Source organism: Halopelagius fulvigenes (assembly GCF_055398025.1).
In genome coordinates this window covers 680501-694756 of the sequence record NZ_AP043846.1, presented here as the reverse complement: position 1 = coordinate 694756, position 14256 = coordinate 680501, and the positions used below count along the sequence as shown (strand labels likewise).

10 protein-coding genes and 1 tRNA gene are annotated in these 14256 nt (G+C 67.2%); 6 read left to right on the top strand and 5 right to left on the bottom strand.

Annotated elements, in window-relative coordinates:
• Positions 1-269 precede the first annotated feature (269 nt).
• Both ACZ522_RS08040 and ACZ522_RS08035 read right to left on the bottom strand, forming a co-directional pair.
• On the bottom strand, positions 270-3383 hold the full coding sequence (locus ACZ522_RS08040) for a PAS domain S-box protein (RefSeq protein WP_379693095.1): 3114 nt from the start codon (positions 3381-3383) through the stop codon (positions 270-272).
• A 229-nt stretch (positions 3384-3612) separates the two neighbouring features.
• Positions 3613-3687: transfer RNA gene (locus ACZ522_RS08035), tRNA-Val, on the bottom strand.
• Positions 3688-3967: 280 nt separating this feature from the next.
• Between ACZ522_RS08035 and trpD the strand changes: the two genes are divergently transcribed.
• From trpD to trpG, 4 genes are read left to right on the top strand one after another with little or no spacing between them, the layout of a single operon-like run.
• Positions 3968-5017 (top strand): anthranilate phosphoribosyltransferase, encoded by a 1050-nt coding sequence (trpD, locus tag ACZ522_RS08030; protein ID WP_379693097.1) that lies wholly within the window; start codon positions 3968-3970, stop codon positions 5015-5017.
• A 4-nt stretch (positions 5018-5021) separates the two neighbouring features.
• On the top strand, positions 5022-5684 hold the full coding sequence (locus ACZ522_RS08025) for a phosphoribosylanthranilate isomerase (RefSeq protein ID WP_379693099.1): 663 nt from the start codon (positions 5022-5024) through the stop codon (positions 5682-5684).
• Positions 5681-7405, top strand: a complete 1725-nt coding sequence (trpE, locus tag ACZ522_RS08020) for an anthranilate synthase component I (protein ID WP_379693101.1) — start codon at positions 5681-5683, stop codon at positions 7403-7405. The genes ACZ522_RS08025 and trpE overlap by 4 nt, the downstream gene beginning before the upstream one ends.
• Positions 7402-8025 carry an anthranilate synthase component II gene (gene trpG / locus ACZ522_RS08015; RefSeq protein WP_379693103.1) on the top strand — a complete coding sequence of 208 codons (624 nt, stop codon included), beginning with the start codon at positions 7402-7404 and terminating at the stop codon, positions 8023-8025. The genes trpE and trpG overlap by 4 nt, the downstream gene beginning before the upstream one ends.
• Here trpG and ACZ522_RS08010 read toward each other — a convergent pair.
• Positions 8007-8864, bottom strand: a complete 858-nt coding sequence (locus ACZ522_RS08010; RefSeq protein ID WP_379693105.1) for a phosphatase PAP2 family protein — start codon at positions 8862-8864, stop codon at positions 8007-8009. The genes trpG and ACZ522_RS08010 overlap by 19 nt on opposite strands.
• Before the next feature lie 137 nt (positions 8865-9001).
• Between ACZ522_RS08010 and ACZ522_RS08005 the strand changes: the two genes are divergently transcribed.
• Positions 9002-9541 carry a metal-dependent hydrolase gene (locus tag ACZ522_RS08005; protein ID WP_379693107.1) on the top strand — a complete coding sequence of 180 codons (540 nt, stop codon included), beginning with the start codon at positions 9002-9004 and terminating at the stop codon, positions 9539-9541.
• 45 nt (positions 9542-9586) lie between these two features.
• Here the strand turns inward: ACZ522_RS08005 and ACZ522_RS08000 are convergent, their stop codons facing one another.
• Positions 9587-10231, bottom strand: a complete 645-nt coding sequence (locus ACZ522_RS08000; protein WP_379693110.1) for a phosphoesterase — start codon at positions 10229-10231, stop codon at positions 9587-9589.
• A gap of 60 nt (positions 10232-10291) precedes the next feature.
• Complete coding sequence (locus tag ACZ522_RS07995) at positions 10292-10537, bottom strand: hypothetical protein (RefSeq protein ID WP_379693112.1); 246 nt, start codon at positions 10535-10537, stop codon at positions 10292-10294.
• Between the two features lie 502 nt (positions 10538-11039).
• On the opposite strand from ACZ522_RS07995, the gene ACZ522_RS07990 reads away from it, so the two are divergent.
• Positions 11040-14213 (top strand): adenosylcobalamin-dependent ribonucleoside-diphosphate reductase, encoded by a 3174-nt coding sequence (locus tag ACZ522_RS07990; protein ID WP_379693113.1) that lies wholly within the window; start codon positions 11040-11042, stop codon positions 14211-14213.
• The last annotated feature ends 43 nt before the right edge of the window (positions 14214-14256 follow it).

The window sequence follows — 14256 nt, the reverse complement described above, 5'->3', positions numbered from 1 at the left end:
CTTAGCGCCGGGCCGCTAAGTGCGTTTGGGCGAACGGCGCACCAGAGCGCCGAACCTGTCGGACGAGCACGATATCGTTTTCGCCGCGGGACTTCCGACCGTCAGAGGACGCAGGCGAGGACCGCGGCGCGGAGGCGCGTCACCGCTCGCCTCCGTCGGTTCGATCTTCGTTTCGTTCGACTGCGCTCAGAGGACATCACGTTCAGTCGAGCGAACGTCCGATAGCTCAAACGACGCGTCGAGGTACGGCCGTCCGCGCGGACACCGCCTCAGTCGTCGGACGCCGCCGCGACCGTCGGGAGCGTGAACGAGAACGTCGCTCCCTCGCCGGGTTCCGAGTCGACCCAGATCTCGCCGCCGTGACGTTCGACGATGCGTTCGCACAGCGCCAACCCGATGCCCGTCCCGCCATGGGTGTCCGGCGCGTGGAGGCTCTGGAACACCTCGAACACGCGGTTCGCGTCGGCCGGGTCGATGCCGATACCCTCGTCGCTGACGGAGACGACCCACTTCGCGCCGTCCCTCTCGGCGGAGATGCGTACCCGCGGCGGGTCGTCGCCGCTGTAATCGATGGCGTTGGCCAGCAGGTTCTGGAACACCTGCTTGAGCTGACTGCCGTCGCCGTAGACCCGCGGGAGGCTCTCGGCGGTGATTTCGGCGTCGCTCTCCGCTATCTTCATCTTGAGGTCCTGACGGACGTTCTCGAGGACGGCTTCGAGGTCTACCTCCTCGAAGGGGTCGCCCCGGGTATCGACCCGGGAGTACTGCAGCAACCCCTCTATCATCTCGCGCATCCGCTCTGCGCCGTCGACGGCGAACTCGATGAACTCCTCGCCGTCCTCGTCCAGTTCGTCGCCGTACCGCCGTTTGACGAGCGAGAGGTAGCTGGTGACCATCCGAAGCGGTTCCTGGAGGTCGTGAGACGCCGCGTACGCGAACTGCTCTAACCGTTCGTTCGACTCCTCTAACTTCCGCTCGTACTCCCTCCGTTCGGTGACGTTCTGGACGACGAGCATCCCCGCGTACACCTTGTCGTCGGCGTTCCGAACGGGCAGGGTCTGATTGAACAGCTGGCGGCCGGCGTACTCGGTCTCGAAGGTGTTCGCCTCGCCGTCGAGGGCGGCCCGGAAGTACGGTTCGACCTCCTCGACGAGTTCCTCGGGATACAGTTCGTGGATGCTGATCCCGAGTCGCTCCTCGGGGTCGATGTCGTCCGCTTCGAGGAGTTGGCCGCCCACGGCCGTGTAACGCAGTTCCTCGTCGAACAGCGCGACGGCACCGTCGGGGAAGTCCTCCACGAGCGTCCGGTAGCGCCGTTCGGACTCCTCGAGCGCTCGCTCGCGCTCGACGCGTTCGGTGACGTCCTCGGCGATACCGACGACGCGTTCCTCCCCCTCGTTGCAGACCGACCCGGCCCGAGCGTCGAGCCACCGAACTTCCCCGTCAGGCCGGACGATACGGAACTCCTCGTCGATTCCCTCCTCCGGAATCCTCTCGTACGCCGCCTCGATGCGCCGTCGGTCCTCGGGGTGGACTGCTTCGAGGAACTTCGTCGGGTCGTCGTATATCGACCCTCGGTCGCGGCCGTACATCTCCTCGTAAGCGGAGTTGAGATAGAGGACGTCCCGCGTGTCGGGGTCGGATATCCAGACCATCTCCTCGAGGTTCTCGGTCAGCATCCGGAACTTCGCCTCGCTCTCTTCGAGGGCCCGTTCTCGCTCCTTGCGCCGGGTGATATCCCGACCGACGCCCACCACTACCGGGTTTCCGTCGGGGTCGTCCAGCTTCGATGCGACGAACTCGTAGGGGACGCGTTCGCCGCCCTTGGTGAGTACCTCCGCCTCCACTTGCGTGCTCCCGGTTTCGAGCGCTTCGGCGATGGCGTCCGCGATCGCCTTCTGGTCGTCCTCGCCGACGATGTCGAGCGCGCGCATCGACGCTATCTCGGCGTCCGAGTAGCCGGTCACCTCGCAGACGCTCCGGTTCCACCGCTGTAGGTTCCCGTCGGCGTCGAGGAGGTAGAACACGTCGTCGATGGCGTCCAGAATGCGGTCGGTGTACTCCCTGTGCTGTTCGAGTCTCCGCTCGTACTCCCGGCGCTCGGTGTCGTCTTGGACGACGAGCATCCCCGCGTCAACTTCGCCGTCGGCGTTCCTGACCGGGAGGGTGCGGGCGTGCAGGTACCGGCCGCGGTACTCGACGTCGAAGGTGTTCGCCTCGCCGTCGAGGGCGGCTCGGAAGTACGGCTCGATGTCTTCGAGGAGGTCCTCGGGGTGGAGTTCGGTGATGCTGCGCCCGATTCGGTCCGCCGGGTCCATATTGAGCGTATCGAGAAGTTGCCCGCCGACGGCGGTGTACTCCAGGTTCTCGTCGAACAGCCCCACCGAGCCGTTCGGGAAGTTCTCCACGAGCGTCCGGTGGCGACGCTCGGACGCTTCCAGTTTGCGCTTGGCCTCCTCGCGTTCGGTGATGTCCTGAGACATCCCTAGCGCCGCGAAGACGTCGCCGTCGTTGTCCCGGACCGGCACGACTTGGAACTGGTAGACTCGGCCGTCGAGCTCCATCTCGAACGCGCCGGACGTTCCGTCGAGCGCGGCTTCGTAGCGCGGGACGAGTTCGTCGGCCAGCTTCGGCGGGAGTATCTCCCCCACCGGCCGGTCTCTCACCTCCTCGACGGTGACGCCCGCCACGTCCAGCGGGGTGCCGCCGACGGTCCGATAGTGAAGGTCCTCGTCGACGAGTGCGACGGCGCCGTTGGGGAAGTGTTCGACGAGCGTTCGGTAGCGCCGCTCGGACTCCTCGAGCGCCCGTTTGCGCTCCTCGTCCCGGCGCTCGGACTCCCGAGCCGCCCGCTCGCGCTCCGCCCGCGCGACGGCCGACGCGAGAACGTCGGCGACGCTCCGGACGAACCGAACGTCGTAAACCGAGAACTCCCGGCGCTCGGTCGCGTACGTTCCGAGCACGCCCCACGGCTCCTCGCACGACCCGACGACGACGCTGATTCCGCTGACGGCGTTGTGGCTGGTCAGCAGTTCGAGGTCGGAGAACCGCTCCTCGGCGTGGAGGTTTTCGACGACGACCGGCTCTCCGGTTCGGAGGGCGACTCCCGGCTGCGAGTCGGAACTGACGGGCACCGTCGCAGTCCCGACGGTGCCGTCCCGCCAGCCGACCCCCTGACGCAGCACTCCCTCCTCTCCGCCCGGAAGCAACTCGACCACGTGACAGTATTCGTTGTCTAACGTCTCGGCGACCGCCACCGACGCCTCGCGCATCAACCGATCGATGTCGTCGATGTCGAGCGCCCGTCGTCCGAGTTCCGCGACAACCTCCTGTTGTCGGAGCCGAGTCTGCATGGCCGGCTCTGACTCGGAAGTTGTATCCATCTACAGAGGGGGTGTAGTCCGGGACTGATAAGAGTCTTCTTTCGACAGTATTCTCGAAGTAGAGGAATTACTCCATACGATCATCTCTGTCAGGATAGCAGATCTGGGCGGGCTCAAACTTCCGTCGTTCGTATCGCTCCGCGTTCGAACTCCTCGCGGCACGAACTCTGCGACTCACCAGTAGCGGGCACACGAGGTGCTTGCCGTGTAGTGCGTCGCGAAAATGTAGTGGGTTGGGGCAGATTTGAACTGCCGGCCTCCTCCATGTCAAGGAGGTGTCATAACCAGACTAGACCACCAACCCGTCCGGTTCGTGCGTGCTGACGCGCCCTCTCCGAGCGCATTACTTCGTATCCCGGGGATATAATTGAAGGTTTCGGATTGGAACGCCGTCTCCCGATTCCGTCGCTACGACGCCTCTTATCGCCACACGGCGACGGTTCCTCGTCCGTTCACCCCGAAGGGGTATCGTCACCGTCCTGCACGAATCCTATACTCGCCCACGTATCCGCCCCTCCGACACGCTTAAGGCGATGAACGGATTTGTACATTGTAACCCGAACCAGTACATCGGTGGTCACCACATGACGCTCCAGGATTACATCGAACGCGCGACGGAGGGCGAGGACCTGACGCTCGAACAGTCCCGCGAGGCCGCACGCCTCGTCTTCGAGGACGCGACGGAGGCCCAGATAGGGGCGCTCTTGGCGGCCCTCAGAGCGAAGGGAGAGACCGAGAGCGAAATCGCCGGGTTCGCGCGGGGGATGCGCGACGCCGCGCGGACCATCGAACCCGACCGGACGCCGTTGGTCGACACCTGCGGCACGGGCGGCGACGACTACGACACCATCAACGTCTCGACGACGAGCGCTATCGTCGCCTCCGGCGCGGGCGCGGCGGTGGCGAAGCACGGCAACTACTCCGTCTCCTCCTCGTCGGGGAGCGCGGACGTCCTCGACGTCGCGGGCGTGAACGTCGAGGCGGAACCGCCGTCCGTCGAGGCGGCCATCGAACGCGACGGCATCGGATTCATGCTCGCGCCGGTGTTCCACCCCGCGATGAAGGCCGTCATCGGCCCGCGGAAAGAACTCGGCATGCGCACCGTGTTCAACGTCCTCGGCCCCCTGACGAACCCCGCGGGCGCGGAAGCGCAGGTCGTCGGCGTCTACGACCCCGACCTCGTGCCCCTCCTCGCGAACGCCCTCACGGAGATGCCCGTCGAACGCGCACTCGTCGTCCACGGGGCCGGCATGGACGAAATCGCCCTCCACGACGAGACGGTGGTCGCGGAAGTCGACGGGAACAGCGTCGAGGAGTACACCATCTCGCCCGAGGATATCGGACTCGAATCCGCGCCCGTCGAAGCCGTCGGCGGCGGCACGCCGCAGGAGAACGCCGAGGACCTGCGCGGCATCGTCACCGGCGACGTGACCGGTCCCAAGCGGGACATCATCCTCGCTAACGCGGGCGCGGCGGTGTACGTCGCCGGACTCGCCGACTCCGTCGAGGAGGGCGTCGACGTCGCGGCCGAGTCCATCGACTCCGGCGCGGCGGCGGCGAAACTCGACGACCTCTGTGGGTCCACCGCCGACGCCGACGCCGACGTGGAGTCCGAGTCGGAGGTGGAGGCCTAACCCGATGGTGCGGGCGAAAGTCTGCGGCGTCACGAGCGAATCCGACCTCCGCGCCGTCGAACGCGCCGGGGCGGACGCCGTCGGCGTCATCTCGGAAGTCACCGTGGACACCCCGCGCGAGGTGTCGCTCTCGCGCGCCGCGACGCTCTTCGACGCCGCGCCGCCGTTCCTGACGACGACCCTCGTCTCGATGCCCGCCTCGGTGACCCGCGCGGTCGAACTCGCGGCGGCGGCGTCGCCCGACGTGTTGCAACTGCACGGCGACTTCGACGCCGACGAGTTCCAGCGTATCGGCGCGCAGACGGACGCCCGCGTCGTCGCCGTCGTGGACTCGGAGTCGCCCGCCCGCGCGCGCGCCGTCGCGCACGTCGTGGACGGCGTCCTCGTCGATTCCGTCTCCGACGACGGCGGGGGCGGCACGGGCGAGACGCACGACTGGACGGCCACCGCCGAGGTGGTCGAGACGCTCGACGCGCCCGTGACGCTCGCGGGCGGACTCACCCCCGAGAACGTCGCCGAGGCGGTTCGCACCGTCCGCCCCTACGCCGTGGACGTGGCGAGCGGCGTCGAAGCCGAGGGCGGCGTGAAGGACCACGACGCCGTCCGGGCGTTCGTCCGGAACGCGAAGGCGGCGGCCGACGGCATCCGCCCGGAGGTGCCGTCGTGACCGACGACGCGACGAACGTCTCGCTCTCCCTCTCGCGCGAGGAGTTCGCGTCCCTCTTCGACGGCGAGGCGGGGCGGGCCGTCGCGCACCTGACCGCCGACCTGCCGACCACGTCACCGCTTTCGGCCTACGCCGCGCTCTCGGACCGGAGCGACTACGGCTTCCTCCTGGAGAGCGCCGAGAAGACGCCGTCCTCCGACCCGGACGGCGCGTTCGCCCCCGGCGGCGTCGCCGAGGGGACCTCGGCAGCCCGCCGGACGCAGTCTGGCGACGTCGCAGGACAACGCCCCGCGGGCCGCGAGACGAAGTCTCGCGACGGCGCGGACGCCGACCGGCACGCGCGGTACTCCTTCGTCGGCTACGACCCCGAGGCCGTCGTCACCGTCGGCCCCGACGGCACGGACGTGGAGACGCTGGGCGGCCGCGCCGCCGAGGTGGTCGAGGAGGCGTGTTCGGGCACTCACGACGGGGACGTACTCGACCGCCTCCGAACCGCGCTCCCCGACCTCCCGCGCGTCGGGTTCCCCGACGACGAACGCCAACGACTCCGCGGCGGACTCGTCGGCTTCCTCGCCTACGAGGCGGTGTACGACCTCTGGCTCGAAGAGGTGGGCGTCGAACGCCCCGACTCGCCGGTGCCGGACGCGCAGTTCGTCCTGACGACGCGGACGCTCTCGTTCGACCACGCGGAGGGCACCGTCCGACTGGTGTTCACGCCCGTAGTCGGCCCCGACGACGACCCGGACGCGGTGTACGACGAACTGCGCGCGGAGGCGCGCGACGTCGCCGAGACGCTCGCAACCGCGGACGGCCCGGAGACGGACGGCTTCGTCAGGTCGGGCGAGACGGCCGGCCCGCGGGCGGAGTACGAGGACGCCGTTCGGCGGACGAAACAGCACGTCCTCGACGGCGACATCTATCAGGGGGTCATCTCCCGGGTGCGCGAACTCCGCGGCTCCGTGGACCCGGTGGGCCTGTACGAGGCGCTTCGCGCGGTCAACCCCTCGCCGTACATGTACCTGCTCCGCCACGACGACCGAGTCGTCGTCGGCGCGAGTCCGGAGACGCTGGTCTCCGTGCAGGGGCGGCGCGTCGTCTCGAACCCCATCGCGGGCACCTGCGCCCGCGGGACGAGTCCGGTCGAGGATCGCCGCCTCGCCGGCGAGATGCTGGCGGACGCGAAGGAACGCGCCGAGCACACGATGCTCGTCGACCTCGCGCGCAACGACGTGCGCCGCGTCTCCGAACCGGGGAGCGTCCGCGTCGAGGAGTTCATGAACGTCCTGAAGTACAGCCACGTCCAGCACATCGAATCGACCGTCACCGGCACTTTGGCCGGGGACAAAGACGCCTTCGACGCGACGCGGGCCACCTTCCCCGCCGGCACCCTCACGGGCGCGCCGAAGGTGCGCGCGATGGAGATAATCGACGAGTTAGAGCTGACGCCCCGCGGCGTCTACGGCGGCGGCGTCGGCTACTACTCGTGGTCCGGCGACGCCGACTTCGCCATCGTCATCCGCACCGCGACGGTGCGCCGGGGCGAGGAGGACACCATCGCGGTCCGGGCGGGCGCGGGCATCGTCGCCGACAGCGACCCGACCGCCGAGTACGAGGAGACCGAACAGAAGATGGGCGGCGTCCTCGCCGCCGTCGAGCGAATCGAACGCGAACCCGACGAGTCCGCGGCCGCCGGGGCCGGGGCCGGGGAGGTGCCCCGATGACGCTCTGCCTCGTCGTCGTGGACAACTTCGACTCCTTCACGTACAACCTCGTCGAGTACTTCTCCGAGCGACGAATCGAGGGCGAACCGGTCGAGGTTCTCGTCCGGAAGAACACCGCCTCCCTCTCGGAGATTCGGGACCTCAACCCCGACGCCATCGTCATCAGTCCGGGGCCGGGCCACCCGAAGAACGACCGCGACGTGGGCGTGACGAACGAGGTGCTGACGACGCTCTCGAAGGAGGTGCCGACGCTCGGCGTCTGTCTCGGCCTCGAAGCCGCGGTGTACGCCTACGGCGGCACCGTCGGTCACGCGCCGGAACCGATTCACGGCAAGGCGTTCCCCGTCGAACACGACGGGCGCGGCGTCTTCGCCGGCCTCGAACAGGGCTTTCAGGCCGGGCGGTACCACTCGCTCGTCGCCACGGAGGTGCCCGACTGCTTCGAGGTGTCGGCGACGACGGACCATCGGGGGACCGACCTCGTCATGGGCGTCCGCCACCGCGAGTACCCCATCGAGTGCGTCCAGTTCCACCCCGAGAGCGTGCTGACCGCCGTCGGACACGACGTCGTCGCCAACTTCCTGCGGACCGTCGTCGCCGACTACGCGTCCGTCGCCTGAGGCGCGGCCCTCTCGTCCGTCACGAACCGTTCGATGACGAGCGGTGCGGCCAGTATCGCCGCCGTCACCGCGCCCGTGAGGAGGACGACGGCCGTCGGCGGCGGGTCGAGCTTCGTCGCCACGTACCCGGCGGCGGCGAGGAAGGGGAGGACGCCGACGACGAGGACGGCCTGTTCGCGGCGCGACTCCACGTCCGGGTAGACGTCGAACGACCCCCACGCGAGGGCCGCGCCCGCCGACGCGCCGAAGATGGCGAGTCCGTCCTGACTGGCACCGCTGACGACGAGTCCCGCGGTACCGACGGCGGCGGCCAACCAGAACGCGTACCGGGGGACGTGCTTCGTCAGCGATATCGCGGCGAGGAGAAAGAGCGACCCGAACAGGACGCCCGCGACGACGTCCCTGACGTAGTGGACGCCGAGGACGACGCGCGAGAGGGCGATGAGGGCGACGACGACGGACGCGACGGCGAGCCTGACCCGCCACGTCCCCTTCCGGAGGTCGTACGCGAGGATGCCGTAGGCGACAGTCGAGAGCGTCGCGTGTCCGCTGGGGAAACTGAACCCCGAGGCGGAGATAACGGCCACGTCCACCGACGGGCGCGGTTCGCCGAAGAACGACTTCAGGGCGACGACCAACCCCGCGCCCGCGATGGCCAATCCGAGCGAGTGCGCCCCTCGCTTCGCGTCCACGAACCAGTAATCGACGGTGAACATGACGAGGACGAAGCCGACGCCGCCGAAGAACGTGATGAACATGAACACCGGTATCAACTCCGGAGGTATCACCTGCCGGATGGTGTGTCCCAGTTCGACTCCCACGACTTGTGCCCGACTCATCGTTTCGAAGTAGGGGACGAAGCGCTCTTGTAGGTGATGGCATCCGGTCGCCGCCTCGGCCCCGACCCGTCCCTCGTCCGACGCGTCTTCAGTATGTAGCCATCAGGTACATTCGGCTCACCGCCGTAACGTGGAACATGGTCGACATAATCGGCCACGTGGGAATGGCACTCATCTGGCTAGCCGTCGGCTGGTTCCTGTACGCCGAACGGGCGGCGCTCGGATTCGTCGCCCTCGGCGTCCCGTTCGGCCTGCTTCCGGACACCGACCTCTGGCTGAGGCGGGTGTTCCCGACGGTTCACCACCACGGCATCACGCACACGATACTGTTCGTGAGCGTCGCGGCGGTGGTCATCGGCGCGATACTCGCCCGCTGGGTCGTGCCGTGGCTCGAAGAGCGCTACGTGCCGGCGTTCGAGATCGGTAACCGGTACGCCTACGCCATCGGCGCGGTGTGGGTGGCGTCCCTCAGTCACCTGTTCGCCGACATGCTCTCTGCGCCCGACATCGCCCAACCCATCGAGCCGTTCTGGCCGGTCATCAGACAGGCCGTGACCCTCGACGTGTTCTACTACAACTCCCCGCTCGTCAACTGGGGACTGTTCGTCGCGGGCCTCGTCCTCACGGCCGTCCTCTGGTGGTGGGACGACAAAGCGCACGCGGTGGCTGAAGCGTAACGCCCCGCTCCCGCCCTACCGACTCACGATTCTCCGCCCGACGGTTCACGATTCTCCGCCCGACGTTCCGACCGTCGGCCGCGCGTCGTCCGGTCGCTCGAACACGTACACGGCGACGACGACGGCGGTTGCGAGGAGGAGTCCGCCGACGGACTGGAGCCACGTGTGCGCGTTCACGATGACGCGGTTCGGAACCATCACGGCCGGGACGACGAGAAGCGGCCAGAACTTCCGGTCGACGAGCGTCAGAAACAGCGTCGGAACGACGGCGAAGATGACGTGGCCCGACACGTTCCACACCACCGAGAGTGCGGCGTACGGCACCGTCGCGGCGGCGAGCGTCGCGGCGCCGACGGGGACGAGACGCCCCCAGTCGAACCGACGCCAGAGGTACCAAAGCAGCACGCAGACGACGAGGACGCCGCTCGCGACCAGCGCGTCCACCTGCCACGAGTTGCCCTGCGTCACCTGCATCGGACTCTGCCCGGTCACGAGCACGTACGCCCCCGTCGGGAGGAGCGAGAGGACGCCCGCCCCGAGGAACGCGCCGAGGCGGCGAACGAGCGCGGACCGGTCCGCGCCCCGCCGACGCCACTCGTAGTGGACGAGGAGAAGTAGTCCCCCGCCGACCAACACTATCGGATGAAATACGTACGGGTAGTACCGCATCAGCGTCGAGAGGACGCTCATGGGACGTACGTAGCCGTTCGACGCGGAAAACCGCGCGGGCCGAGCACCCCTCCGGGGGCGTTACAAGGGGACGTTGACGCCCAGCGTCGAGAACAGGAGCAGGGCGGCGATGACGACAACGGCGATGGTGACTAGTCGCCACGCCACCCTCAGGACGAGGCGGGCGACGAGGATGGCGACGCCGACGGCGACGACGCCGACGAGCAACTGCCCGAGTTGGGTGGCGAGGAGGCCGCCCAGTTGGAGGGGGAGCGTCGCCCACGCGGCGAGCGTCTGGTCGAGGACCGGTGCGAACGTGGCGGACATACCCAACATATCGGCGCGCGCGAGAATAAGTCTGTGGGAGGAATGTCCGGCTCGGAGCGCGACCGGGCCGGTAACCGCCTCCTATAACGATACGTCAACTGGTACGTTTTCGGCTCCCGTCGAACGCCGCGGGTTCGTACACTCGCCGGGGCGCGATTCGGACCGACCGACGCGGCGCGGGCGGGCAGTTCGAACCCCCCATCTGTTCGTCTGGACGGGTGCGCTTCGTCTTGCGATTTTACCAGTCGTACCATTACTTTCACCGCGGTCTGAATACTGTTATGTCCGGTCGGGTCGTACGGACGTGCCGTACTGTGAATGCGGGCGAGCAGAGTTCGGAATGTGTGACAGAGCGATGAGAATTTCAGTCTGACATTACCCAATACCGAAGCCTTTACCGAAGCGCCTCCATTCACAAGCCATCGTTACTATGAACGGAACTGAGCCAGCCATCCGATTCGAAATCGCCCAGCGACGGGGTGCTGGGGCGGGGGAACAGTAGATGAGCCGCGCGGACATCTCGGCGGACGAGCTGCAGCTGCCGATAAAGCGCACCGAGGGGGAGACGCTGGAGGACCGTCTCACTGCGAACGCCTACCACAACATTCTGCCGGCGCGGTACCTCCGGAAGGACGCCGACGGCGAACTCGTCGAGACGCAAGAGGAGCTGTTCGTTCGCGTCGCGAAGAACATCGCACTCGCGGAGGCCGTCTACGAGGCCGAGAAGCGCGACGTGACGATTTCGGTCACGCCCGACCAACTGAAGCCCGACCACCCGCGCCGCGACGAACTCGCCGAGGAAGTGTTCGGGAAGGGCACGACGGCGGAGGACGTTCGCGGAAGCGGTGCTTCCGCGAGCCAGCCAGAAGCGGACGCTTCTGGTGACGACGCCGAGACGACGCTTTCGGTCTACAACGTCAACAAGTTCTCCTACGACACCGTCGTCCCCGAACTCCCCGAGGAGATTCGCGCCGAAGTCGAGGCCAAGCGCGAGGAGTTCCAGGAGATGATGGAGTCGCTCTCCTTCATGCCGAACTCGCCGACGCTGATGAACGCGGGCGACGAACTGCAGCAACTCTCCGCCTGTTTCGTCGATTCGCCCGACGACGACATCACCGACATCCACCAGACGGCGAAGGAAGCCGCCGAAGTGTTCCAGTCCGGCGGCGGCATGGGGTACGCCTTCTGGCGACTCCGCCCGTACGGCGACGCCGTGGGTTCGACCGGCGGCATCGCCTCCGGGCCCATCACGTTCATGCGGACGTACGACCAGATGTGCGAGACCATCGCGCAGGGCGGTGCCCGCCGCGGCGCGCAGATGGGGGTCATGCGCGTCAGCCACCCCGACGTCATCCAGTTCATCCACGCGAAGAACAAGGACGTCTCTCTCGCCCATTCGCTTCGCCTGAACGACCCGGACGACTTCACGCACAACTCCTTCGCGGACGCACTGGAGGAGGCGCGCGAACTCATCGACGAGGAGGGGCGCGTCCCCAAGCACCTCCGCAACGCCGTGGAGGGTCACCTCTCTAACTTCAACATCTCCGTCGGCATCACCGACGACTTCATGGACGCGCTGTTCGAGGGCGAGGAGTTCACCTTCACGAACCCCCGCACCGAGGAACCGCACGTCGCCACGCCGGAGACGAAGGAGATATACGAGATGTTCGGCCTCGGCGAGTACGTCGAAGTCGGCGAAGTGCTCTCGGTCCCCGCGGAGGAACTGTGGGACCACATCGTCGAGGGCGCGTGGGAGAACGGCGAACCGGGCGTCATCTACCTCGAACGCGTCAACAAGGAGCACTCCTTCGACGTCGAGAAACACCCCGACCACCGCATCCTCGCGACGAACCCCTGCGGCGAGCAACCCCTCGAAGAGTACGAGGCGTGTAACCTCGGCCACATCAACCTCTCGACGGTCGCCGACCTCGACGCGCCCGACTGGCGCGTCTGGTACGACGACCACGGCGACGAGTACGACTCCTTCGACGACGCCGTCGACGCCTTCCTCGAAGAGGCCATCGACTGGGAGGAGTTCGACCACCGCATCGAGTACGGCACGCGCTTCCTCGAGAACGTCGTCACGATGTCGGACTTCCCCGTCGAGAAGATAGAACAGAAGGTGCGCGACATGCGCAAGATCGGCCTCGGCATCATGGGGCTGGCTCAGCTGTACATCCAGCTCGGCATCCAGTACGGCTCCGACGCCGGAAACGAGGTCGCAGAGCAGCTGATGACCCACATCAACCACGAGTCGAAGTGGGCCAGCCACGAACTCGCCGAGGAGCGCGGCGCGTTCAACGACTGGGAGGACTCAAAGTACGCGAACCCGACGGAGTACCGCGAGTGGTTCGAGAAGCAGACCGGCCTCGACGCCGACGACTGGGCCGACGGCTTCGCGCTTCGGAACCACAACACGACGACCATCGCGCCGACGGGCACCACCTCGATGATCGGCAACACGACGGGTGGCTGCGAACCCATCTACAACGTCGCCTACTACAAGAACGTCTCCGACGACGTGCAGGGCGACGAGATGCTCGTCGAGTTCGACGACTACTTCCTCCGCGTTCTGGAGGCCAACGACATCGACGTCGAGGAGGTCAAGCGCGAGGCCCAAGAGCAGATGGCCAACAACGAGTTCGACGGCGTCTCCTCGCTTTCGACCGTTCCGGAGGCCATCACCGAGCTGTTCGTCGTCACCTCCGACCTCTCGGGCAAACAGCACGCCGCCGTGCAGTGCGCCTGCCAGAACGGCGTGGACTCCGCCATCTCGAAGACGTGTAACTTCCCGAACTCCGCGACGCGGGAGGACATGGACGAGGTGTACCGCTACATCTACAAGAACGGCGGGAAGGGCGTCACCGTCTACCGCGACGGCACCCGCTCGAAGCAGGTGCTGACGACGCGCGCGAAGAACGCGGACTTCGCCGACGAGGGCGAGGCGGCCGAAACGCTCGTCGAACAGATGGAAGAGGTGTTCGGCGGTCTGGAGGGCTTCCTCGACAACGAGGAGGTTCGCGCCGCACTCGACGGGGAAGTCGAACGCCTGCTGGCGGAGGCCGACGGCGACGTGGAACTCGGCTCGAAGCGCCCGCGTCCCGACGTCCTCTACGGCGTCACCCAGCGCATCGACACCGGCTACGGGAAGCTCTACGTCAACATCAACGAGGACGAACGCGGCCAGCCGTTCGAGCTGTTCGCCAACATCGGCAACTCCGGCGGATTCACCGCCTCGTTCACGGAAGCGCTCGCGAAGACCATCTCGACGGCGCTCCGCACGGGCGTGGACCCCGAGGAGATAGCCAGCGAACTGCAGGGCATCCGCAGCCCGAAGGTGGCGTGGGACAAAGGAGAGCAGATCAACTCCATCCCCGACGCCATCGGCACGGCGATGCGCCGCTACCTCGACGGCGAGATAGACGAGGGCTACCCCCAACAGCAGAACCTGACGCAAGTCTCCGAGGAGGCGACCCTCGGCGACACCGAACCCGAAGCCGACGGCGGCGCTGCCGTCGCCGACTCGGCGGGCGACGCCGACTTGAAGTCCTCGGACGCGATGGACGACTTGCTCGCGGCGGGCGAGAGCCCCGAGTGCCCCGAGTGTAACAGCATGACGCTGTACTACTCCGAAGGCTGCAAGACCTGCGAGTCCTGCGGCTGGTCGGAGTGCTGAACTGAGCGATTCATAACGAGGCGTTCGGTTTCGCGGTTCTCTC

Coding starts and splice junctions, on each gene's coding strand:
- ACZ522_RS08040 (WP_379693095.1), bottom strand. CDS start 3,383: ATGGATACAACTTCCGAGTCAGAGCCGGCCATGCAGACTCGGCTCCGA.
- trpD (WP_379693097.1), top strand. CDS start 3,968: ATGACGCTCCAGGATTACATCGAACGCGCGACGGAGGGCGAGGACCTG.
- ACZ522_RS08025 (WP_379693099.1), top strand. CDS start 5,022: ATGGTGCGGGCGAAAGTCTGCGGCGTCACGAGCGAATCCGACCTCCGC.
- trpG (WP_379693103.1), top strand. CDS start 7,402: ATGACGCTCTGCCTCGTCGTCGTGGACAACTTCGACTCCTTCACGTAC.
- ACZ522_RS08010 (WP_379693105.1), bottom strand. CDS start 8,864: ATGAGTCGGGCACAAGTCGTGGGAGTCGAACTGGGACACACCATCCGG.
- ACZ522_RS08005 (WP_379693107.1), top strand. CDS start 9,002: ATGGTCGACATAATCGGCCACGTGGGAATGGCACTCATCTGGCTAGCC.
- ACZ522_RS08000 (WP_379693110.1), bottom strand. CDS start 10,231: ATGAGCGTCCTCTCGACGCTGATGCGGTACTACCCGTACGTATTTCAT.
- ACZ522_RS07995 (WP_379693112.1), bottom strand. CDS start 10,537: ATGTCCGCCACGTTCGCACCGGTCCTCGACCAGACGCTCGCCGCGTGG.
- ACZ522_RS07990 (WP_379693113.1), top strand. CDS start 11,040: ATGAGCCGCGCGGACATCTCGGCGGACGAGCTGCAGCTGCCGATAAAG.